Annotated in this window: 21 protein-coding genes; 12 read left to right on the top strand and 9 right to left on the bottom strand. The window is 64.4% G+C overall.

The features are described 5' to 3' along the window. Positions 1 to 79: 79 nt before the first annotated feature. Positions 80 to 2329: a heavy metal translocating P-type ATPase gene (locus AC1VON_RS29860; protein ID WP_483125834.1), complete on the top strand. Its 2250-nt coding sequence runs from the start codon at positions 80 to 82 to the stop codon at positions 2327 to 2329. An 18-nt stretch (positions 2330 to 2347) separates the two neighbouring features. Here AC1VON_RS29860 and AC1VON_RS29855 read toward each other — a convergent pair whose 3' ends face one another. Further along, positions 2348 to 3178 carry an SDR family oxidoreductase gene (locus AC1VON_RS29855; RefSeq protein ID WP_483125833.1) on the bottom strand — a complete coding sequence of 277 codons (831 nt, stop codon included), beginning with the start codon at positions 3176 to 3178 and terminating at the stop codon, positions 2348 to 2350. A 96-nt stretch (positions 3179 to 3274) separates the two neighbouring features. Here AC1VON_RS29855 and AC1VON_RS29850 point away from each other — a divergent pair, with 96 nt between their 5' ends. Further along, positions 3275 to 4171: a LysR family transcriptional regulator gene (locus AC1VON_RS29850; RefSeq protein ID WP_172349073.1), complete on the top strand. Its 897-nt coding sequence runs from the start codon at positions 3275 to 3277 to the stop codon at positions 4169 to 4171. Between the two features lie 5 nt (positions 4172 to 4176). Here the strand turns inward: AC1VON_RS29850 and AC1VON_RS29845 are convergent, their stop codons facing one another. The 3 genes from AC1VON_RS29845 to AC1VON_RS29835 form a co-directional block, all read right to left on the bottom strand. Then, positions 4177 to 5361 (bottom strand): MFS transporter, encoded by a 1185-nt coding sequence (locus AC1VON_RS29845; RefSeq protein WP_483125832.1) that lies wholly within the window; start codon positions 5359 to 5361, stop codon positions 4177 to 4179. 97 nt (positions 5362 to 5458) lie between these two features. After that, positions 5459 to 5668, bottom strand: a complete 210-nt coding sequence (locus tag AC1VON_RS29840; protein WP_172349075.1) for a DUF2061 domain-containing protein — start codon at positions 5666 to 5668, stop codon at positions 5459 to 5461. Positions 5669 to 5770: 102 nt separating this feature from the next. Then, positions 5771 to 7435, bottom strand: coding sequence for a Na/Pi cotransporter family protein (locus AC1VON_RS29835; RefSeq protein WP_483125831.1), 1665 nt, complete (start codon positions 7433 to 7435; stop codon positions 5771 to 5773). A gap of 386 nt (positions 7436 to 7821) precedes the next feature. Between AC1VON_RS29835 and AC1VON_RS29830 the strand changes: the two genes are divergently transcribed. The 3 genes from AC1VON_RS29830 (at position 7822) to rpoD (ending at position 12712) form a co-directional block, all read left to right on the top strand. Beyond that, the gene (locus AC1VON_RS29830) at positions 7822 to 8190 is read left to right on the top strand and encodes an RcnB family protein (protein WP_140774628.1); all 369 of its coding nucleotides are present in this window, start codon (positions 7822 to 7824) and stop codon (positions 8188 to 8190) included. 142 nt (positions 8191 to 8332) lie between these two features. Then, on the top strand, positions 8333 to 10267 hold the full coding sequence (gene dnaG / locus AC1VON_RS29825; RefSeq protein WP_483125830.1) for a DNA primase: 1935 nt from the start codon (positions 8333 to 8335) through the stop codon (positions 10265 to 10267). A 420-nt stretch (positions 10268 to 10687) separates the two neighbouring features. Then, positions 10688 to 12712, top strand: a complete 2025-nt coding sequence (rpoD, locus tag AC1VON_RS29820; protein ID WP_056578576.1) for an RNA polymerase sigma factor RpoD — start codon at positions 10688 to 10690, stop codon at positions 12710 to 12712. 97 nt (positions 12713 to 12809) lie between these two features. Here the strand turns inward: rpoD and AC1VON_RS29815 are convergent, their stop codons facing one another. Continuing rightward, positions 12810 to 13865, bottom strand: coding sequence for a TauD/TfdA family dioxygenase (locus tag AC1VON_RS29815; protein WP_483125829.1), 1056 nt, complete (start codon positions 13863 to 13865; stop codon positions 12810 to 12812). 272 nt (positions 13866 to 14137) lie between these two features. Here AC1VON_RS29815 and AC1VON_RS29810 point away from each other — a divergent pair, with 272 nt between their 5' ends. The 5 genes from AC1VON_RS29810 (at position 14138) to AC1VON_RS29790 (ending at position 17161) form a co-directional block, all read left to right on the top strand. Continuing rightward, positions 14138 to 14431 carry a GYD domain-containing protein gene (locus AC1VON_RS29810; protein WP_056578573.1) on the top strand — a complete coding sequence of 98 codons (294 nt, stop codon included), beginning with the start codon at positions 14138 to 14140 and terminating at the stop codon, positions 14429 to 14431. A 126-nt stretch (positions 14432 to 14557) separates the two neighbouring features. Continuing rightward, on the top strand, positions 14558 to 14827 hold the full coding sequence (locus AC1VON_RS29805; RefSeq protein ID WP_483125828.1) for a putative hemolysin: 270 nt from the start codon (positions 14558 to 14560) through the stop codon (positions 14825 to 14827). 35 nt (positions 14828 to 14862) lie between these two features. After that, on the top strand, positions 14863 to 15927 hold the full coding sequence (locus AC1VON_RS29800) for a DMT family transporter (protein ID WP_483125827.1): 1065 nt from the start codon (positions 14863 to 14865) through the stop codon (positions 15925 to 15927). 13 nt (positions 15928 to 15940) lie between these two features. After that, complete coding sequence (locus AC1VON_RS29795) at positions 15941 to 16333, top strand: thiol-disulfide oxidoreductase DCC family protein (RefSeq protein WP_172349081.1); 393 nt, start codon at positions 15941 to 15943, stop codon at positions 16331 to 16333. A 147-nt stretch (positions 16334 to 16480) separates the two neighbouring features. Continuing rightward, the gene (locus AC1VON_RS29790) at positions 16481 to 17161 is read left to right on the top strand and encodes a PadR family transcriptional regulator (protein WP_172349082.1); all 681 of its coding nucleotides are present in this window, start codon (positions 16481 to 16483) and stop codon (positions 17159 to 17161) included. Positions 17162 to 17238: 77 nt separating this feature from the next. Here the strand turns inward: AC1VON_RS29790 and AC1VON_RS29785 are convergent, their stop codons facing one another. Together AC1VON_RS29785 and AC1VON_RS29780 are read right to left on the bottom strand one after the other, a co-directional pair. Then, on the bottom strand, positions 17239 to 17499 hold the full coding sequence (locus AC1VON_RS29785; RefSeq protein ID WP_023779112.1) for a YiaA/YiaB family inner membrane protein: 261 nt from the start codon (positions 17497 to 17499) through the stop codon (positions 17239 to 17241). A gap of 62 nt (positions 17500 to 17561) precedes the next feature. After that, the gene (locus AC1VON_RS29780; protein WP_172349083.1) at positions 17562 to 18239 is read right to left on the bottom strand and encodes a PspA/IM30 family protein; all 678 of its coding nucleotides are present in this window, start codon (positions 18237 to 18239) and stop codon (positions 17562 to 17564) included. A gap of 179 nt (positions 18240 to 18418) precedes the next feature. Here AC1VON_RS29780 and AC1VON_RS29775 point away from each other — a divergent pair, with 179 nt between their 5' ends. Continuing rightward, entirely contained in the window at positions 18419 to 19060 is a 642-nt protein-coding gene (locus AC1VON_RS29775) for a TetR/AcrR family transcriptional regulator (protein ID WP_172349084.1), read from the top strand. Positions 19061 to 19107: 47 nt separating this feature from the next. Further along, entirely contained in the window at positions 19108 to 19404 is a 297-nt protein-coding gene (locus AC1VON_RS29770) for an HlyU family transcriptional regulator (RefSeq protein WP_172349085.1), read from the top strand. Positions 19405 to 19521: 117 nt separating this feature from the next. Here the strand turns inward: AC1VON_RS29770 and AC1VON_RS29765 are convergent, their stop codons facing one another. Then, complete coding sequence (locus AC1VON_RS29765) at positions 19522 to 21114, bottom strand: ATP-binding cassette domain-containing protein (RefSeq protein ID WP_172349086.1); 1593 nt, start codon at positions 21112 to 21114, stop codon at positions 19522 to 19524. Beyond that, positions 21111 to 22721, bottom strand: a complete 1611-nt coding sequence (locus AC1VON_RS29760; RefSeq protein ID WP_172349087.1) for an ATP-binding cassette domain-containing protein — start codon at positions 22719 to 22721, stop codon at positions 21111 to 21113. The genes AC1VON_RS29765 and AC1VON_RS29760 overlap by 4 nt, the downstream gene beginning before the upstream one ends. Positions 22722 to 22732 lie beyond the last annotated feature (11 nt).

Genomic DNA, 22732 nt, shown 5'->3' with positions numbered 1-22732 from the left:
ACTAGAGCAATTACATTGGCTGACATCAAGGTTCAAGGCCCGGCGCGCCAAGCCGGTGAAAGAGCAGACAGGTAATGTGATGACGGCTCCTCTAAAGCAGACACGGTTCAGGATCGGCGGCATGGATTGCGGCTCCTGCGCGGCCAAGATCGATACGGCGGTGCGTCGCCTCGACGGAGTGGCCGATGTCTCGGTTTCGGTGACCGGCGCCTCGATGACCGTCAGCCATGGCGGTCCGCTCAACGATGACAAGGTGCTGCAGCAGGTGGCGCGGCTGGGCTACGGCATCGTCAAGGCGGAGGCCGGGACCGGTGGGCCAGCGGCCAAGGCGCATGATCATTCCGCTCATGATCACGAAGGCCATGACCATGAAGGTCACGAGCACGAGGGCCATGACCATGGCGGCAGCCGACAAATCACCGAGGAGGCTGCAGGATCATCCCATCTCCACAGCCATGCCGAGCCTGGGCAGGCGTGGTGGCGCGGCCGTCGCGCGGCGCTGACGCTGGCCTGCGCGGCAGCGCTGCTGGCCGCCTATGGCATCGGTCATCTGTATCCCACGACCGAGCGTTGGGTCTTCCTGGCTGCCTTGCTGGTCGGTCTCGTTCCGATCGCGAGGCGCGCGCTGATGGCGGCATTGGCCGGCACGCCGTTCTCGATCGAGATGCTGATGACCATCGCCGCCGTTGGGGCCGTGATGATCGGTGCCACGGAAGAAGCGGCAGCCGTCGTGGTGCTGTTCCTGATCGGGGAGCTTCTCGAGGGTGTCGCCGCCGGCCGTGCGCGGGCCAGCATCCAGGGTCTGGCTGATCTGGTGCCGAAGACGGCGCTGGTCGAGCGGGGAGGCGGCACGGTTGAAGTTCCCGCCGAACAGCTTGCCGTCGGCGACGTCATCACGGTGCGGCCGGGTGACCGCATCCCGGCCGATGGCGAGATAACAGAGGGTTCGAGCGACATTGACGAGGCGCCGGTGACCGGCGAGAGCACGCCGAAGCGCAAGAGCGTTGGAGAGCCCGTCTTCGCCGGCACGATCAACAGCGACGGCGTGTTGAAAGTGCGAGTGACGGCGGCCGCTTCCGACAACACCATCGCCCGCGTGGTGCGGCTGGTGGAGGAGGCGCAGGAAGCCAAGGCGCCGACCGAACGCTTCATCGATCGATTCTCGCGCTACTACACGCCGGGCGTGCTGGCGGTCGGCGCGCTGGTGGCGGTGCTGCCGCCGCTCGTCGCCAACGGCGACTGGAATGAATGGATCTACAAGGGCCTGGCGATCCTGTTGATCGGCTGTCCCTGCGCGCTGGTCATCTCGACGCCGGCCGCGATCGCCGCGGGTCTGGCGACCGGCGCCCGGCGGGGCCTGTTGATGAAGGGCGGCGCGGTCCTGGAAGGTTTCCGCCGGATCACGGCGGTGGCCTTCGACAAGACCGGCACGCTGACCGCGGGCAAGCCCGTCGTGACCGACATCGTCGCTTATGGCCGCGACGAACGCAGCGTGCTGGCGCTGGCGGCGGCACTCGAGCAGGGCTCCAGCCATCCGCTGGCGGTGGCGATCCTGGACAGGGCAAAGGCGGACAAGGCACCGGTGCCGCCGGCGCTCTCGGCCAAGGCGGTCTCCGGCAAGGGAGTCGAGGGCAGTGTCGGCGGCGTCGCCGTCTTCCTCGGTTCCGGACCGGCGGCGGGTGAACGCACTGAAATGACGCAAGCGCAGCGCCTTGCCGTCGATAGCCTCAATGGCCAGGGCAAGACCGTGTCGGTGCTGGTGGCCGATGGTGTGCTGGCCGGGCTGATCGCAATGCGTGATGAGCCGCGGCCGGACGCGGCGGCGGGCATCGCGGCGCTGAAGGCCGAGGGCATCCGCGCGGTAATGCTGACCGGTGACAATCGTCGTACCGCTGAAGCCATCGCCGTCTCGCTCGGCATCGAGGCGCGGGCGGAACTGCTGCCGCAAGACAAGCAGCGGATGATCGGCGAGTTGCAGCGCGAAGGGCTGACAGTGGCCAAGGTCGGTGACGGCATCAATGACGCACCGGCGCTCGCCGCCGCCGACATCGGCATCGCCATGGGCGGCGGCACCGATGTGGCGCTGGAAACGGCGGATGCCGCGATCCTGCATGGCCGCGTCACGGACGTTGTCCGGATGGTGCGGCTGTCGCGGGCGGTGATGGCCAATATCGGCCAGAATATCACCGTGGCGCTGGGGCTGAAGGCAGTCTTCCTGGTCACGACCATCTTAGGCATCACCGGCCTCTGGCCGGCGATCCTGGCCGACACCGGCGCCACGGTGCTGGTCACCGCCAACGCCATGCGCCTCTTGCGCTGGCGCGGGTGACCGGCACGCTACCGTTGGTCAGGGGTCGATATCCATGGCGAGTGCCGCGTCCTTCCGGTTCTCCAATTCCGCAAGCCTGCCCTGCAGCGCGCTGCGGATCGAGGCGTAGGCGGCGGCGCCGAAGGTCAAACGTCGAGGCGCGGGATCCTGCTCCACCGAGGCGATCATCGCCTCGACCATCTTGCCGGGATCGCCCTTGATGTCGAACGAACCCTCGGAAAAAGCCCGGCGTAAGTCCGCGACCGGGGTGTTGTCATAGGCATCCGTGGACCCGGAGCTGACCAGGCTGGCACCGAAGTTCGTGCGTGTCGGCCCGGGCTCGACGAGCGTCAGCCCGATGCCGAACGGCTCAACCTCCTGGCGAACGGATTCGACGAAGCCTTCGATGCCCCATTTGGTGGCGTGATAGAGGCTGAAGCCGGGATAGGCCATCTGTCCGCCCTCCGAGGAGACTTGCAGGATGCGGCCGCCCTGCTGTTTCCTCAGATGCGGCAGTGCTGCCCGGATCAGCTGGATCGAGCCGACGAGGTTTGTGTCGATCAGGTCGCGGATCTGGCTGTCCTCCAGTTCTTCAGCGGCGCCGAAGAGGCCATAGCCGGCATTGCTGACGATGACATCGATGCGCCCCAATTCGCCAAAGGCCCTGCTGATCGTCGCCCGGATCGCATCGGTGTCGGTCATTTCGAGCGAAGCGATCCAGAGCCGATCGCCATGTTGCGCCTTCAAATCGGCGAGCGTCCGTGGCTTTCGTACGGTCGCGGCGACACGGTCGCCACGGGCCAGAAGCCTTTCTGTCAAAAGCCGCCCGAAACCGGATGAGGTGCCGGTGATGAACCATGTCCTGGCCATGGGAGATGTCCTTTCATTGCTGAGTTCGGCCAAGACTACGCCATCCAACTCATGATACTATCCGTTCAATTTCATATGGCTTGATGAAGATTTCCCATGAATGGCAAGCCCGGACTTCCGGAATTGACGGCGCTAGCCGCGATTGTCTCGCATCGCAGCTTCCGCAAGGCAGCCGACGATCTCGGCCTTTCGCCTTCCACGCTCAGCCACATGATGCGGACGCTGGAACGGGGCATGGGTGTGCGCCTGCTCAATCGCACCACGCGCAGCGTTGCGCCGACCGAGGCGGGCGAGCGGCTCGTCACGCGGCTGCGGCCGCTTCTGTCGGATATCGACGCCGCATTGGCCGAGGTCGACGACTTCCGTGGTCTTGCGTCAGGGACGCTGCGGATCAACACCAGCGAGATCGGCGCGCGACTGTTGCTCGGATCCGTGGTGTCGGTCTTTCTTCAGCGCTACCCTCAGGTCTCGCTCGATCTCGTCACCGAGGGAAGACTGGTCGATATCGTCGCTGAAGGCTTTGATGCCGGTATCCGTCTGGGCGAGGCTGTGCCGCAAGACATGGTTGCGGTGCGCTTCGGCGGGCCGACACGCTTCATTGCCGTTGCATCGCCGGCCTATCTGGCCGGCCGCCCGGTTCCGCGCGTCCCGGATGATCTTAGGGATCAAACCTGCATCCGCTTTCGGTTGCCAAGTGGCAAACCCTACCGATGGGAGTTCGAGAAACATGGCCAGGAGATCGCCATCGATGTTCCTGGCGCACTGACGCTCGACAATATGGAGTTGATGGCCGAGGCAGCCGCCGGCGGCATGGGGATCGCTTACATCTCTGACAAATCCGCCAAGGCTCACCTCGACCGGGGAGCGCTTGTCACTGTGCTTGACGATTGGTGCCCGCCCATTCCCGGCCTGTTCCTCTACTATCCGGGCCATCGGCTGGTGCCGCCGGCGCTGCGGGCCTTCATCGATGTGCTGAAGGAGACCGAAAACTGAGGCCGCTACTCGGCTGGAGCGGTGAGCGGCGGCGTGGTGTTGCTGCGCCCTTCCCAGACCTGGGAGACAATTGCGACCACGACGGCGACCAGCATCGCCAAAGCTCCGACCACCGGCAGGCTGCGGTAGCCGTAGCCGGCATTGAGCATGGCGGCGCCCAACGACGCGGCAAGCGCGATGCCGACATTGAAGCCGGACGGGATCAGCGAGGAGGCGAGGTTGGCGGCATCCGCCGTCCACGCCAGGATGCGGGTCTGGATCGGCGTGCCGATGGCGAAGTTGAGGCCGCCCCAGATGACGATCGCGATGACCATCGGCACGGGGTAGGGGCTGACGGCGTAGATCACCGCCAACGTCACCGCCTGCAAGGCGAGCATGGTGATCAGCGACGGCATCAGCTTCCAGTCCGACAGCTTGCCGCCGAGGAAGACGCCAAGCGTGGCGCCGACGCCGTTGAGCAGCAGCACCCAGGGCACCAGGTTCTCGTCGAGTCCGGTGATCTCCAGCAAAGTCGGGGTGATGTAGGTGAACAGGCAGAACTGGCCGAGCATCAGCATCAGCATCAGGATCAACGAGGTCCAGACCTGCTGGCGTGCCAGCACGCGGACCTCTCGGGCAAGGCCGGCGGGCTTGGCCGATGAGCCGGTGGTGCGCGGCAACAGGGCGGCCATGGCAAAAGTTGCCGCCACGCCCAGCCCGCACATCACCCAGAAGGTGGCGCGCCAGCCCCAGATGTTGCCGATCGCGGTGCCGGCCGGCACGCCGATGACGTTGGAGACGGTGAGGCCGGACAGGATGACCGCCACCGCCATGCCGCGTTTGTCTTCCGGAACGAGGCCGACAGCGACCACCATGGCGACGCCGAAATAGGCGCCGTGCGCGACCGCGACGGCAATGCGCAGAAGCAGCATGGAAATGAAGTCGGGCGCCAGCGCGCAGGCCGCCTGGCCGATGGTGAAAGCGACGGCGAGGCCGAGCAGCAAGGTCTTGCGCGGCAAGGACTTGGTCGCGAGCGCCAGCAGCGGGCCGCCAATGGCGATGCCGCAAGCATAGCCGGAAACGAGATAGCCAGCGGATGGGACCGAGACGCCAAGCCCTTGCGCCACCTGCGGCAGCACGCCGGCAATGACGAATTCGGTGGTGCCGAAAGCGAAAGCGGCGATGAACAGGGCGATAAGCGGAAGCGACATGGGGAAGCCTTGGCTGGAACGGCCTCAAACCACGGATGGACTGCGGGGGCAATCCAGAAATTTTTGTCGCGACTTTAGGTTTTCTTGACCGGCAGCCTCAGGCTGTGGTCTTGCGGCCATAGGGGATCTTCAACCACGCCCGCTCGTGGAAATAGTAGAGCAGGGACTTGGTGAAAACCTCGGTTATGCCGATGGCCGCGGCCAGTTTGACGCTTCCTGTCACGACCAGGGAAATGATCAGCGTGTCAATGGTGCCGGTCACACGCCAGGATAGCGCCTTGGCAAAACTGCGCGAATGGGTGTCCATCGATTCCTCCGAAAGCCTGGGCGGTCGATCCTTATCCTGCTTGGCGGAAGCGGAGCAAAGGTATTTTGCCGTCACGTGAAGACCGCAGCCGGTGGGGTGACCTCAGCTCGCCTTCAACCTTGACCCCGTCAGCAGGCCGCGCTCTTCGAGCACCGGATAGGCCATCGACGCCAGCAGCGAGTTGATCTGCTTCAGGTCGCGGATGGTGTCGAGATGGATCGAGCTGGTCTCGACGCTCTTGGCGGTGCCTTCGCGCAGCCGCAGGAAATGGCTGGCGCTGGTTTCCTTCTCGCGGTCGCGCAACTGGTCCTTTTCCAGCACCAACTGGCGGGCGGTTTCTGGGTCGCGCGAGACCAGCACATTGAAGGCAAGCCTTGCATTGGCCAGCACCGAGCTGTGGAAGGCGCACAATTCGCTCCAGCCTTCGTCGGTGAATTCCAGCCCGCGATCGAACTTCTTCTTCACATGCACCAGCATGTTGCGAACGATGATGTCGCCGACCTGCTCGAGCTTGACGCAGGCGCCGATCAGCTCTTGGCAACGCAGCGCCTCGTCCTCGGTCAGCGGGTTCTTGGTGACCTTGGCGAGGTAGAGTTTTATAGCGGCATGCTTGCGGTCGACGCGGTCGTCGAGGGCGGCCAGCGCCTTGATCTTGTCGGCGTCGGCGCTCTCATAGAGCTCGATGATGCGTTTCAGCATGATCTCGACCGTCTCGCAGACCCGCACCACCTCGCGCGTGGCGTTGGCCAGCGCCTGGCTCGGCACGTCGAGCGCGCTCTCGTTGAGGGCGGACAACTCGATGACGTCGAGCGAGGCCGTTGGCTCCGGCTTGGTGCCAAGCGCCACGATCTTCTCCGAAGCGCGGTAGACGAAACCGGCCAGCGGCAGGCCTGCGAGCAGGATGATGACGTTGAACAGGATGTGGGCGTTGACGATCTGATCCGCGGCCGTCGCGCCGAGGAAGCCGACATGCGGCCGGAAGATCATGAACAGGATCAGCATGACCAGCGAGCCAAGCCCGCGCATCAGGAGATTGCCGATCGGCACGACGCGCACGGCGGGTCCGGCCGAGCGGGTCAGCATCGGCGCGATGATGGAGGAGCCGAGATTGACGCCGAGAATGAGGACGACGCCGAGTTCCGGGCTGATCAAGCCACGGCCGGCCAGCGTCGCCATCAGCAGAACCGCCGCGATGCTCGACTGGAACAGCCAGGTGATCAGCGCCGCCAGCAGGTAGGCGGTGATGGAATCGCTGGAGAAGTAATTGATGATGACCGGCATGAGCTGGCTGTTGCGCAGCGGCTCCGACGCCTGGCCGATCATTTCCAGCGACAGGATCAAAAGGCCGATGCCGACCAGGATGCGGCCGGTCTGGCGCCAGTCGCGCCGTTCGGTGGCCATGAACATCACCGTGCCAGTGATCAGGCAGAGCGGCACCAAAAGCGTGAGGTCGAAGGTCAGCAGCTTGACCACCAGCGCCGAGCCGATCTCGGCGCCACGCACGGCCAATTGGCCGGCGGCACCCGAAACGATGCCGGAGCCGGCGAAGGAGCCTACCAGAAGCGTCACGGCGGTCGAGCTTTGCAGCGCGATCGCAAGGCCGGTGCCGGCCAGCACCGCCATGATTGGATTGCGCATGGTGGCGCGCAGACGATGGCGCAGCACATCACCATAAGCGCGTTCGACGCCGGTCTTGACCATGCGGGTGGCAAATAGCATCAGCGCGACCGCGCCGGCCAAATGCAGAAGGACGACGGAACCGCTCATTGCGGCGCCTGCATGCGGGCGGGGCGCGCGGTGCGGGCGGCGCGGCGATCAGGAAGGGAAGCGAGGGTACGAATCATGGTCATGGCAGTCGTCATATATAGCTGGAATATTTTAGCCGGATAATAAAATCTTGTCGATCTCAAGGGGCCGCCGCAGGGCGACAGGCCGTGTCGGGAAATGGACGGGTGCGCAAATGGTTGCATCGCCGGGTCGCGGCGGGGCGGGAAGCAGCCGGCCTGCCGTGCTTGTGGCATCTGTCTTTGCGATGATGTTCAAATATTCGAAATAAGCGAAGGATTTCATTACACAATTGTAATGCTGCCGTTCAGTTTCAGTTCATCCCTTGGCCGCTATTCCTCGGGCATCGACAACCAAGGAGACTTCTTATGAAACGCATTGTCCTTTCCGCTCTCGCTGTCGCGATGCTGGCCGCCACCTCCATGACCGGTCAGGCCGCGCCGATGAACGCGCCGGTCGCGCCGCAGTCGAATTACACCAAGGTCGACTGGCAGAAGCCAGGCCACCACAACGACGTGAGGAAGCGCGTTTACAAGAAGAAGGTCGTCGTGAAGCGCAACAACTGGCGCAACGGCCAGAAATATTCCGGCTGGAGGCAGCACCAGCCGATCCGCGACTATGGCCGCTACGGCCTGCACCGTCCCGGCCGCGGCCAGGAATGGATCCGCGTCGGCAACGACTATGTCCTGGTCGGCATCCTCTCCGGCGTCATCTTCGGCGCGCTTGCCGCGCAGTAAGGTTCGATCGCTGGATTGAGCTGGGAAGGGCGGCCTGCAAGGGCCGCCTTTCTTTTTGCCCTGTGGAAACCGGTGATCGTCCGCATTGGGGGTCGTCGGATTTCGAGGGTATGCTTATATGGTGGGGAAACGAGTTCCCTCAATGCGCTTTCCGCCCGCCTTTCTCGACGAGATCCGCGACCGCGTGCCGATTTCATCTGTTGTCGGCCAGCGCGTCGCGTGGGATCGCAAGAAGACCAATACGTCGCGCGGCGATTATTGGGCCTGTTGTCCGTTCCATGGCGAGAAGAGCCCGTCCTTCCACTGCGAGGACAAGAAGGGCCGCTACCATTGCTTCGGCTGCTCGGTCTCGGGCGACCATTTCAAATTCCTCACCGAACTCGACGGAATGAGCTTTCCCGAAGCGGTCGAGAAGATCGCCGACATGGCCGGCGTCCCGATGCCAGTCCGCGACGTCCAGGAGGAACGGCGCGAGAAGGAACGCGCCAGCCTGACCGACGTCATGGAAATGGCGACCGCCTTCTTCCAGGAACGGCTGCAGGGACCCGAGGGCGCCAAGGCCCGCGCGTATCTGCGCGACCGCGGGCTGACGCCGGCGACGCAGCATTCGTTCCGGCTCGGCTTCGCGCCCGACAGCCGCAATGCCTTGAAGGAGCATCTCGCGGCAAAAGGCGTGCCGAAAGCCGATATCGAGGCCTGCGGACTGGTGCGCCATGGCGACGACATTCCAGTCTCCTATGACTGGTTTCGCGACCGCATCATGTTCCCGATCCCGGATTCGCGCGGCAAGATCATCGCCTTTGGCGGCCGGGCGCTGGCACCCGATGCGCTGGCCAAATACATGAACTCGCCCGACACGGAGCTCTTCCACAAGGGCAATGTGCTCTACAATTTCGCCCGTGCCCGCAAGGCTCTGGCCAAGGGCGGCACGGTGATTGCCGTCGAAGGGTACATGGACGTGATCGCGCTGGCGCAGGCCGGCTTCGAGAATGTCGTGGCGCCGCTTGGCACCGCGCTCACCGAAAACCAGCTGGAATTGCTGTGGCGCATGGCGCCGGAGCCGATGCTGTGCTTCGACGGCGACAAGGCCGGGCTGAAGGCGGCATGGCGTGCCGCGGATCTGGCATTGCCCTCGGTGCAGGCCGGCCGTTCGGCGCGTTTTGCGCTGCTGCCGGAAGGCAAGGATCCCGACGACCTCGTCAAGGCCGAGGGGCCGGACGCTTTCCGCGCGGTGCTAGCCGATGCGCGGCCGCTGGTCGACCTGTTGTGGATGCGGGAGACGGCGGGCGGTGTCTTCGACACGCCGGAACGGCGGGCGGAACTGGGAAAGACGCTGCGGGAGTTGACCAGCCGCATCCGCGACGAAAGCACGCGCTATCACTACCAGCAGGAAATGCGTGAGCGGGAAAAGAGCTTCTTCGGCGCGCAGCGCGATGCGCGGCAAGGGCGCCAGGACTGGAAACCGGGGCAGGGCAAGGCAGCCGCACCCGGCGGACAATTCGCCAAGCCTGGTGGCGGCCGCATGGCGATCACCGAAAGCCTCGGCCAGTCGGCGCTGGTCAAGCGCGGCAGCGAGGGCATGTCGGTGCGCGAGGCGACGATCATCGTGGCGCTGGTCAACCATCCGGCGCTGATCGACGAGAATTTCGCCCATGTCGAATTTCTCGACCTCGCCAATTCCGAGCTGCAGCGGCTGCATGCCGCCATCCTCGACGCGATGGCGCATGACATGGCCAATGACCGCCATGCCGTGGTGGCGACGATCGAACGCGCCGGCTGCGCGGAGATCTGGGAGCGCGCCGTCGGCCTGATCCGGCGGGCGCGGCAATGGCCGGCGCTGGAGACGGCCGCACTCGACGATGCCCGCGATGCTCTGAACCAGGCACTGCACTTGCAGCGCAGCGCGCGCACCTTACATAAGGAACTGAAACAGGCGGAAGCGGCTCTCGAAGCGGATCCTTCGGACGAAAACTTCCGCCATCTGATCGAAATTCAGGCGCAGTTTCAGGATGTACAGGCGACGGAAGCGCTGATCGAAGGATTTGGCGTTTCGTCGGGCAGGGCCGGGCGAGCCTAAGTGCAGCTGAGTACAGGAATGAGAGCGTGGCCGAGCTTCCCCAAGGGGCAGGGCGCGCTAAGTCGGGTAATTGATTCGCTTTTTTCATGCGAATCATGCCAGAGGCGCTTGACCTTCCGACAGAATGGCGGAATCAGGACGATTCGAAACGTTAACCCGCACCCGCGCCGACGGGAAATGAGCGATGTGAGGTACTGGTCACTGGACAGGCAGGCCGCCTGCCACAGATATCAGGGTTAATCTGGACTTAATGCATGTCGCCCAAGAGTGGAAACCGGTTTTGGGGCAACGACATGTACCAAACAAGGTAGATGCGGTTCTGGCCCGGTGAAGCGCGTTTCATAAGCGAGCACATCCGGTTTCGACTGGTCCGACAGCTTACGCGGCTTCGATGGCAGCCGCTTGGAGAAGATAAAAATTATGGCGACTAAGGAAAAGGAAGAGGTCGAGACCGAACGCGAAGGCGCCACCGATGGCCCTCTGCTCGACCTTTCCGATGATGCTGTCAAGAAGATGATCAAGGCCGCCAAGAAGCGCGGCTATGTCACGATGGACGAGCTGAATTCGGTGCTGCCTTCCGAGGAAGTGACCTCCGAGCAGATCGAGGATACGATGGCAATGCTGTCCGACATGGGCATCAATGTCGTCGAGGATGACGAGCAGGGCGAAGAGGCCGAGGCTGGCGACACCGCGGCCGACGCCGAGGAAGACGCCAACGAACTGGCCGAACAGACCGGTACGGCGGTTGCCGCCACCACCACCAAGAAAGAGCCGACCGACCGCACCGACGATCCCGTGCGCATGTATCTGCGCGAGATGGGTTCGGTGGAGCTTCTGTCGCGCGAGGGCGAAATCGCCATCGCCAAGCGCATCGAGGCCGGCCGCGAGACGATGATCGCGGGCCTGTGCGAGAGCCCGCTGACATTCCAGGCCATCATCATCTGGCGCGACGAACTTAACGAATCCAAGATCCTGCTGCGCGAGATCATCGATCTCGAAGCCACCTATGCCGGCCCCGAAGCCAAGCAGGCGCCGGTCGTCGAGCGCATCGAGGAAGCGCCCAAGGCCGAGGAAAAGCCGCGTCGCGGGCGCGACGATGAAGACGACATCACCAATGTCGGCGCCGATACGCGCGGCATCGGGGACGACGACGAGGAAGACGAAGACGAGGCCAGCCTGTCGCTGGCGGCGATGGAAGCGGAACTCCGCCCGCAGGTGATGGAGACGCTCGACGTCATCGCCGACACCTACAAGAAGCTGCGCAAGCTGCAGGACCAGCAGGTCGAGAACCGTCTGGCCGCCGCCGGCACGCTGTCGCCCAGCCAGGACCGCCGGCTGAAGGAGCTGAAGGACCAGCTGATCAAGGCGGTGAAGTCGCTGTCGCTCAACACGGCGCGCATCGAGGCGCTGGTCGAGCAGCTCTACGACATCAACAAGCGCCTGGTGCAGAACGAGGGCAAGCTGTTGCGGCTGGCCGAAAGCTATGGCGTGCGCCGCGAGGAATTCCTGAAGGAATATCAGGGCTCGGAGCTCGACCCGAACTGGACGCGCTCGATCGCTAATCTGACCTCGCGCGGCTGGAAGGAATTCACCAAGAACGAGAAGGATGCGATCAAGGATCTGCGCGCCGAGATCCAGCACCTGGCCACCGAAACGGCGATCTCGATCCTGGAATTCCGCAAGATCGTCAACCAGGTGCAGAAGGGCGAGCGCGAAGCCGCGATCGCCAAGAAGGAAATGGTCGAGGCCAACCTGCGCCTCGTCATCTCCATCGCCAAGAAATACACCAATCGCGGCCTGCAATTCCTCGACCTGATCCAGGAAGGCAATATCGGCCTGATGAAGGCGGTCGACAAATTCGAATACCGCCGCGGCTACAAGTTCTCGACCTACGCGACATGGTGGATCCGGCAGGCGATCACGCGTTCGATCGCCGACCAGGCCCGCACCATCCGCATCCCGGTGCACATGATCGAGACGATCAACAAGATCGTGCGGACCTCGCGCCAGATGCTGCACGAGATCGGCCGCGAGCCGACGCCGGAAGAACTGGCCGAAAAGCTCGCAATGCCGCTCGAAAAAGTGCGCAAGGTCTTGAAGATCGCCAAGGAGCCGATCTCGCTCGAAACGCCGGTCGGCGACGAGGAGGATTCGCATCTGGGCGATTTCATCGAGGACAAGATGGCGATCCTGCCGATCGACGCGGCGATCCAGGCCAATCTGCGCGAGACCACCACGCGCGTTCTGGCCTCGCTGACGCCGCGCGAGGAGCGTGTCCTGCGCATGCGCTTCGGCATCGGCATGAACACCGACCACACGCTGGAAGAAGTCGGCCAGCAGTTCTCGGTCACCCGCGAGCGTATCCGCCAGATCGAAGCCAAGGCGCTGCGCAAGCTCAAGCACCCGAGCAGGTCGCGCAAGCTGCGCAGCTTCCTCGACAGCTGAGTTTTATCTGCCGCGAGGAATTGAGGGCGCCGATTGGCGCCCTTTTTCGTTTTTCTGCATCGACGGAAAGCCGTTTTCAGACTTGCCGGGAATTGGTCTACAACGGCACGTTCAGCCGCGTCCCCCTGACGATGATGCCGCCCCGGTCGCCGATCTCGATCGAGCCATAACGCTGCCTGAAGCATTCGGGCAGCGGGCGGTCGCCGGGAATTGACAACCACAGGCGCAGCATGTGGCGCCGCTTGTCGGATTCCGGCCAGTCGCGAAACCCCATGCGGTCGTGAAGCAGCGAATGATTGTAGACGAACTGCATGTCGCCGGGCCGAAGCCGCATCGACAGGTTCAGCTTCGGATCGTTGGCAAGGCTGTCGAAGAGATCCAGCGCTTCGACATGGGCGGCGCTCAGCCGCATGGCATCGGGGAAGCGCTGCGCGCTGTCGATGTACTGGCGCTGATAGATGCCGGTCAGCAGTCCCGCATGCCAGTTGAGGACCGGGATTTCGAAGTAGGGCTTTTCGCCTTCCGGAATCTCGCCGCGCCGGTCGGTGGCGATCGGATCGAACAGCAGGCGCACCAGATCAGGCCGGCTTTTGCGCATCTCGTTGTAGATCGTCACCGTGCTGACCAGCAGGGACTCGCCGCCTTGCATGGCATCGCTCAGGCAGAGCAGGCCGACGACATCGGCGGAATCGGTGTGAAACGTCTGGCGCTCGGCAGTCTGGTAGATGCGTGTCGTGGCGTCCCTGGCGTCGGCGCCGATGTCGCGGACATGGCCGAGTACATGGCCTTGGGCATTCTGCGAGCGTGCGCTTCCCAGATGCGCGCCAATCCCGCAGAAGATGGTTGCCGTCATTGCAGCGGAATATCTCTCGACCGGGAGGCCGCGAAGCACCTCGAACCCGATGCCGGCGATCAGTTTTTCGCGAAGGGCGGCAAGATGGCCGGCAAGCCGGGGCAAGGGGAAATCGGCCTTGGTCAGGCCGCCTATGTCCCGAGAGCCGGCGAGAAAGCTGGTTGCCGCCAATTCCAGCTCGGCGACGTCGCGAGGGTCCAGTTCGACCAGCCAACGGTCGGGATGCTCCGCCATGTCCTCACCGGCCCACGCGGCGGGAATTTCGATCGATGCCGGTGGCAGGTCTGTTGTCTCGCGCATGAAGCCCTCCGGCGGCTGGATCGGTCCTGGACATCAGCCTGGGATTTCCACCATGGCCACGGAGATTGCAGCAATCAGGCAGGTTTTCAAACCGGCTTTCCCTGGTCGCCGCCAAGTGTCACTTCCAGCCCGCAAATGATGGCGTGGATGCGTCCTTGCAGGACGTTCGCCGCAGGAGGATAATTCCACTTCGGATGCATTTTCTGGGCGACAACCCGGATGCCCGCCCCGGCGAAGCCGCCGTGCTCCGTGGCCCCGGAGGGAGGTGAGCCATGACAAGCTACATCGTGCTGATGAACTGGACGGAGCAGGGCGCCAGAAACGTGCGCGATTCACCCAAGCGGCTCGACGCCGCCAGGAAGCAGTTGGGAGATATGGGCGGCTCGTTCAAGTCATTCTATCTGACCATGGGTGAATACGACATGGTGGCAGTGGTCGAAGCCCCCGACGACGCGGTGCTCGCGCGTTTCTCGCTGATGCTGGCGGCGAGCGGTAATATCCGGACGCGAACGCTCAAGGCCTTCCCCGAATTCGCTTATCGCGAGATCATCACTTCGCTCGGATAGTGTTCGCGGACAACCGGATCGGGTGCTGCCTTGATGGCACCTGATCCGGCGCGTTCCGACATATTTGACGGTTGCCTCGGGACAGGATGCCTCGCCGTGGTAGATATGCGGCCAGGAGGGATCGCGATGAACAATTTTTCGATACTGGCCGTCGCCCTTGCCTTGATATCATCGATGCCGATCGACGTCGGCGCCGCCGTGCAAAAACCTGTCGGCATGGCCAATCCGGCATCGGTCCATTGCAGCGAGATCGGCGGACGCTTCATGATCAGGAAGGACAAGGCCGGCAACGAATACGGCTTCTGCCGCTTGCCTAACGGGCGCCTGTGCGAGGAATGGGCGCTGTTTCGCGACAACAAATGCATCGGCCCAAAGGCCGCGATGCGCCGCAAATAGCAGCCACGTCGCCGCCCTGTTACAAGGATAGGACCATGTCAGAGCCGCACTCGCATTCCCATCTGTGGCCCGGCGTGCCGCTTGCCCTGTTTTCTGCCGCATTGTTTGGCGCCACGCCGCCCCTTTCCAAGCTGCTGCTCAACAGCGTCAGCCCCTTCATGCTGGCTGGCCTGCTCTATCTCGGCGCCGGCATTGGCCTGGCTTTGTATCGCCTGCTTCGCGGCAAACAGGCCGCGGCCGGCGAAGCGCAACTGGCCGCCAGCGATGTCCCCTGGCTGGCACTGGCAATCGGCATGGGCGGCATCCTCGCGCCGGTGTTGTTGATGTTCGGCCTCAGCCTCAACACGGCATCCAGTTCAGCGCTGCTGCTGAACCTGGAAGGGCTGGCGACGATGGCTATCGCCTGGCTCGTCTATCGCGAGAATGTCGACCGGCGCCTGCTGGTTGGCGCCTTCGCCATTCTGGCGGGCGCCGTACTGTTGTCATGGCAGGGTGAGGGTGTCGCCTTCAATCTCGGCGCGCTGCTCGTCGCCGGGGCCTGCCTGGCATGGGGACTGGACAACAACTTCACCCGCAAGATCTCGGCGACCGACCCGGTGGTGATCGCCATGCTGAAGGGCCTGGTGGCGGGCGCGGCCAATGTCGGGTTGGCGCTTGCTGCCGGAGCGTCGTTTCCCGCGATATCCATTGTCGCTGCCACGGCCGCCGTCGGCTTCCTTGGTATCGGCGTCAGCCTTGTGATGTTCATCCTGGCGTTGCGCCATCTTGGTACCGCGCGGACAGGCGCCTATTACTCGCTGGCTCCGTTCATTGGCGCGCTGCTGGCCATCGTCATCCTGGGCGATGCCGTCACCTTCAAGCTGGCGTTGGCGGGACTTCTGATGGGCATCGGCCTGTGGCTGCATCTGTCGGAGCGCCACGACCATGAGCACGACCACGAGGCGTTGGAACATGAGCACAGCCATGTGCATGACGAACACCACCAGCACGATCATGACGGGCCGGTGAGCGAGCCCCATTCGCACTGGCACCGGCATGCGCCGATGCGCCACCGCCATCCGCATTATCCGGACCTGCACCACAGGCACGGCCACGGCTGAGCACGCCAGGATCATGCTCAAGCAAACCCCCAGGCCTGAACTGACCGTCTGGTACAACACGCGATGCCCCGTCTGCGATGCCGGCATTGCCAGGCAGAAGCGGCGGCTGATCGAAGCGGTCAGGGCCGGGCGGATCGAATTTCGCGACATCAATCTGGAGCCGGCGGCCCTGGCCGGACGCGGCGCCTCGGTGGAGGACATCCGCCGGCGGCTGCACGCCACCGATGCGGATGGCCGCTTGCTGGTCGGCGCCGACGTCGCCATCGCCGTGTGGCGGATAACGCCAGGCGAAGGCTGGCTGGCCACGCTTTTCGGCAATCCGGTTGCCTTGCCGCTGACCCGCTTTGCCTATGATCGTTTCGCCGATCTGCTCTACGCCTGGAACCGGCGCAAGGGCCGCTGGTAGCGACTTCATCTCGTTGAATGGAACGCCCCGAACCGGGAGATCGGCTCGGCTGGCACGCACTCAGATACATCGTAAGATATATCTTGACTCCATGGAGGCGTGCGCCTACTTAAGTTATATCGTAAGATAGAACTCAAGGAGCAAACAATGCACAAAGACAATCATTGCGGACGCGGCCATTTTGGCGAACGCATGTTCATGCACATGGCCGGCAAGTTCGGTGGCAGAGGGGGTGGCGGCTTTGGCCCGTTCGGACATGGTGGTCGCGGTGGCGGACGCGGCGGGCCGGGGGACATGTTCCGCGCCGGGCGGATGCTGGCCGACGGCGACCTCAAGCTGATCACGCTGTCGCTGCTGGCCGAGGCGCCGCGCCACGGCTACGACATCATCAAGGCGCTGGAAGAGCGCACCAGCGGCATCTATAGCCCGAGCCCGGGCGTGGTCTACCCGACGCTGACCTTCCTGGAAGAGGCTGGCTATGCCGTCTCGTCGAGCGAAGGCAACAAGAAGGTGTTCTCCATCACCGAGGCCGGCCGGGCGCATCTCGCCGACAACCGCGAGATGATCGACGGCGTGCTCGAACACCTCGAGCGTTTCGGCCGCAAGATGGCCAAGGCGCGCGACTGGTTCGGCTGGAATGACGATGGCGAGGACCGCCGTGGTGGCCGTGGCGAACGTTCGGAAACGCGCGACGAATTCCGCGCCATCCGCCACCGCCTGCGCGCGGCGCTGGGCGAGATCGTCGATGCCCCCGCTGAAAAGCAGGCCGAGGCGATCGCCATTCTAGAAGCCGCGGCGGAAGCGCTGGAAGCGCTGTCGCCCCGCTGAGGCGGGCGGCATTTCGCGGTACGCAAAAAAAGCCCGGGGAGACCCGGGCTTTTTTGTTGGCGATGATGCGGAGGGCATCATTCCTTGCCGACATACTCACTGATCAGCTTTTCGTTGCGCGCCTTTTCGATCTTGGCGGTCATCTCGGCCGACAGGCGTTCATCCGTGCGGTACTTGACCAGGTTCACCAGGCTGCCGGTGAGCAGCAAAATGCCCATGGCCCAGTAACCCTTGGTCGCCAGGTCGACCGGCGCCAGCCAAAGCGACAGGCCGAGCATGAAATAGGCGGCACCGACCGAGGCGGTGTTGAACATGATGTAGGTCTGATTGGCGTTCATTGGAGTTCTCCGTTGATTTGATGGTTGGGTTTTGATGAGATCAGGTCTGCAAAGGCTGGTTTTCAGTTGATGGTCTTCAGGCGCTCGAGCACGTCCTTGGCGCGCACCTTCACCGCCGCGCCGTGCCCGGCGTCGGCAAGCCGGTCGCGGATTGCTTCGTGACGCAGCTCGCCGTCGATCTCGTCGAGAATGCCGGACTCCTCGAACGGGTCGCTGGCTCCCTTGATGCGGGCCAAGAGCTCCTCGGCGTCGTTGAGGCTTCCAGAATTGCCGATCGACCTGACGAGGCGCGACTGCGCCTTGCGCTCGGCATCGATGGCCCGGGCCGAGATCATGCCCTGGTTGAGGTCGATGATGCGCCGATGCGCCCGCTCCACCGAAACGCGCATCCGCAACGTCTTTTCGCCAAGGCTCTGCACGGTGGCGCGGCGGACCTCGCGTTCATTCTCCAACTCGGCGACAGCCGCGGCACCGCTTTCGGCCAGCCCCTTGTTGCCGGCGGCGAGCGCGCTGATCGTGCGGGTTTCCAGATCGGCATGGCGGCGCTCGAGTTGGTCGAGACCGGCCTGCTCGGCACGGTGGCGCACGATCAGCGTGGCGAGCGTCTGCTTGGCGGCGGCAAGACCCGCCTCGGCGTCGCGGATGCGCTGCGCCAGAAGGTCGATGGCGAAGCGATCCTTGAGGCCGTCCTCGGCCCGTGCGCTGGCGCCATCAAGCAGTGTTCTGATCAGGCTAAGCATGGTTCTTCTCCCTTCGAATTGTGCTGTGAACAATGTTCACGAAGCCAACATAACAGGAAATGAACATTGTTCAAGAGATTTTTGAACGCTGTTCACGAAACCCCTTGTATGGTAAACAAGGGGAAATCGCCGTTCGAACCAGCGTGCCTCGCAAGGCATTCGCATCCACAAGGACTGATATGGCACTGGACAAGGAAGAGACGGGCGAGCGGGTGCTGGCGATTGCCGAAGTGCTGCTCAACGAGGGCGGCATGGACAATCTGAAGGCCAGGACCATCGCCGAGCAGGCGGGCATCTCGGTTGGTTCGGTCTACAATCTGTTTTCCGATCTCGAGGGGGTGCACCGTGCCGTCAACATGCGGTTGCTTGATCGACTCGGTGCGGCAGGGGCGGCGGCGATGGCCGATCTTTCCCGGCGCGGAATCACCGATGTGCGCCAGCGCCTGCTGGCGCTGGCCGGCGCCTATGTGCGCTTCGTCGAGGCGCATCCGGGCAGCTGGCCCGCATTGCTTGCCTTCAACAGGCGGCGTCCGACACTGGCCGAACCGGATGCCTATGAGGCTCGGCTCGACCAGTTGTTCGAGATCATTGCCGGCGTGCTCGCTGGGGGCGATTTCGACCTCGACGCCGACACGCGCCGGATCGCCGCGCGCACCTTGTGGTCAAGCGTGCATGGAATCGTCACCAGCGGCTATGCGGCCAGATCCGTTCGCCGGCAGGCCGACGAGATCGACCAGCAGATCGAACTGCTGGTCGCCGTCTTCATCAGGGGGCTGGAACGCGGCGGCACATTCGCGCATGCTGGAACAACAACGTCGTGAATCGCGAACGGACCGTGGTTTGCAGGACGAACAAGGAGATTTGAGCCATGTCTTTTCTGAAACGTCTTTTCGGCGGTGGCGGCGGCGGTGAGACGGCCGAGCCCAAAAGTGCGGCACCGGCCAAGCAGGTCGAGCACAAGGGTTTCATGATCAGCGCCACGCCCTACAAGGCCGATGGCCAGTACCAGACCTGCGGCATCGTCTCCAAGGAGATCGACGGCGTGGTGAAGGAACACAAATTCATCCGCGCCGACCGTTTCGCCGGGCTCGACGATGCCGTCGACATTTCGATCAAGAAGGGCATCCAACTGGTGGATGAACAGGGCGATCGGATCTTCGGGTAGGCGGACTGATCGAGTCGACCGCTCGCATTGCACCAGAGGAAGAAAATGCTGGCGCGGCCAAGCGTCGAAACGCGCGACGCTCGCCCAGGCCATGAAAGGCCCGTCCTTGTCGAGGGTTCAAGGTTTCAGCTCGATTGTGCCTATGTCGCGAAGCGGGAAAGCGCGGTGGGTGGAAATGGCGACGATCCGGTCGCTCAGGTGGGCGAGCAGCCGCTCCAGGATGCGCTCGCCCTGCTCGTCGTCGAGATGCTCTGTCGGCTCGTCGAGCAGCACCAGCGGCATGGAGGACAGCCAGGCGCGCGCGAGGTTGATGCGCTGCACCTCGCCGAGCGAAAACCGGTCCTGCCTGATCCAGGCATCCAGCCCGCCGGCTTCACGGATTCGGCCGTCCATCTCTACGGCTTCCAGCGCACGCCACAGGGCCGCGTCCGGAGCGTCGCCGACGAAGAGGTTGGCGCGAACCGTGTCCTCGAGGATGACCGCATCATGCAACACCAGTGCCGAGAGCGCCCGCCGCTCGCCTGCCGACAGGATGCGGTCGCCGGCGGCAAATCCATCCTCGCCGATCCAGCCGGCAACCTGCTTGAGCAGACTGGTCTTGCCCGAGCCGCTGGCGCCGACGAGTACCGTTGGCCGACCTCTTTCGAGCGTAAGCGCGACCGGTGCCCCAATGGGCCGGCCGTCCGGCGCGCGGCGCTGCAGGGCGCCGTGGCGCAGTTGGCGCGGTTCGTCCGACACGTGCGCTTGCCTGTCCGCCGAACCGACCTCGGTCCACTTGCCGATCTCGGCCCGGGCGGCATTGCGGCGAAGCACGGCAACCAGCATGCGCGACGCGCCGTTCAGCGCTTCGCCAAGCGCCAGCCACGAAAAGCCAAGCAGCATCGGCAGGAGAAGCTCCGTGCCCTGCCGTCCGGCATACCAGGCGGCGGCCATCACGCTGATGCCGGCAAGCGGACCGAAGGCGGCGCAGAGCGTGTCGAGCCCGGCCTGCAGGCGGCGAAGCGCAAGCATCTCGCCATCCGCGCGCGAGAGCGTGGCAAGCGCTTCGCCACACTCATGGCGCCAGGCACCTTCGGCCTTGAGCGGAACGGCTGACGCCATGGCCGTGCCAAGCCTGCCTGCGCCCCCGCGACGCATCGACCTGGCGCGCTCCCATGCCATGGCGCCAGCCTTGGCCACCCCGTTCCCCGCGAACAGGATGGCGAGCAGCAGAAGCATGATCGGTAGAAGGGAGAGCGGCGCGAGCATCGCCGAACCCGCAATGAGGACGGCGATGCCGCAGGCCAGCGTCAGCGCAGGCAGTCCGGCACGCAGCCGGGCGTAGTCGAGGTCCTCGACATCGTCGAGATAATCGGCCAGCCTTGCGTCATCGCCGAGCTGCCATCCGGCCCTGCGCACGGCAGGCGCCGCCGCCATCGCGGCGAAAAGTTCGACGCGATGCGCGACCTGGTCCGCGAGTGCTGCCTTGTGGCCGGCCAGCCGCTCACCATAGCGGGCGACCGTGCGGCCCACCGCGAACAGCCTGACCAGCGCCGCCGGTATGTGGAAGTTGAAGGTGAAGGCGGTGGCGGAAAGGCCGGCGATCGCCACCGATCCCAACAGCCAGGCGGAAACACCGCCGAGCAATACGCCGCAGCAGAGGGCCGAGAAAGCAAAGCCCGTCGCCAGCCGCCACGACTTCCGGCTTGAGGATTGAAGGAGAGTGTTCATGCCGCCACCTCGATGGCATCGTTGGGGGTGAGATCGACCGTCATGTCTGCGGTGGCGGCGAGGTCGCGGTCATGGGTGGCCACGACGACCAGCCGTGATCGCGAGATCGCAAGCAGCATGCGTCGCACCGCTTCGGCCGTCTGGCGGTCGAGCTTTGCCGTGGGTTCGTCAGCCAACACGGTCCGGCCGGAAAGCTGCGCGCGGGCGACCGCGATGCGCAGCCGTTGCCCTCCGGAAAGGTTGGCTCCGCCCCGGTCCAGCCTGACTTCGAGGCCGCCGGGCAACAGCGCGTCGTCGAGCAGGCCGATCGCGCCCGCGGCTGCCCCGAGATTGTCCCCGGCCGGCGCGGCGATATTCCATGAAAGGGCTTCGGCAAGCGTTCCCTCGGGCACGCAGCAGTCAGTGGAAACCCAGACGATTTCCCGGCCGGCGAGTGCATCGGCGTCGAGCGATCCGCCTGGTTCGAGCCCGGCCAGTCGGCGCAGCAATGTCGACTTGCCCGATCCGCTCGGGCCGACAATGGCGACCAGGCCCTGTTTCGGCAACGCCAGGGACAGGCGGTCGAGAATCGGCAAGGTCTTTGCCGCGGCCGGCTCGGCACCGAGCAGCCGGTCAAGTGCGGCCGCCGCGGCAAGGCCTTCCGCCTTGGCATGATATTGTTCCGAAAAGCGCCGGAAGGGTGCGAAATATTCCGGCGCGATCATGAGGATGAACAGGCTTTGCCAAAGCGCGAGGTTGGAGAAGCCAGGGATCATCGCGAGCTTCAGGTGGCCAAGGCCGAGGAAGACGGCGAGGATGGCAATCGACAGCGATGCGAAGAAGTCGATGATGCCGGCATTGACGAAAGCAATGCGCAGCACGCCCATCGTGTTGCTCGCATAGGCTTCGAGGCGGCGGGCCAGCTTGGCGTCCTCGGTGGCCATCGCGTGGTTGGCGAGGATCGTGGGCAGCGTGCGGATGCGGTCGGCGAACTGGCCCGCCAACCGGCCGAAGGCGCGTTCCTGGGCGTCGGCGCGCCGGCGGATGGCATTGCCCACCAGCGCGAGGAACAGGATCATCACCGGCGTCAGGCAGATGACCAGCAGCGCCGCCTGCCAGGAGACGAGGAGAAGTGCGATGGCCGCAAGCAGGGGTCCCGCACCCATCATCGTGCTGGCCGCGCGATGGCCGACGACAAGGCCGGCCACCGCCTCGGGATGACGCTGCATCGAGACGATGACGCCGCCGACCGACAGCGATTGCAATTGCCGCGCCGGCATGTCGTTCAGGCGCTCGCCCGCAGCCCCGCGCAACCCCGCCGAGACGGCGGTTTCGGCCGATGCCTGCGCCCTGTCGGACGCGAGCCCGGCGAGGCAGGCAGACGCGAGAAGCACGACCACAGCCGCGACCAGCCATGGGTCGACGGGATCGCCCATCACCAGCCGTCCGGTTGCGATCGCCGCCGACGCGGCGAAGCCGAGCCGTAGCCCGGTGCGCGCGACTTGCAGGATGAGCAGCCGACGCAAGCCGCGCCTTGCCAGCCGTTCGCCGATCGAGAGTGCCTGAAAAGGGGCGGGGCCGGAGGGGACGACCTTCGAATCCGGTGCGGGGACGGCTGACGTTTTCATGCCCCGGTTCT

The sequence above is a fragment of the Mesorhizobium sp. HAY1-8B genome (assembly GCF_056868045.1).
The sequence above is the reverse complement of the archived record's forward strand: the minus strand, read 5'-3'. Positions and strand labels throughout refer to the sequence as shown.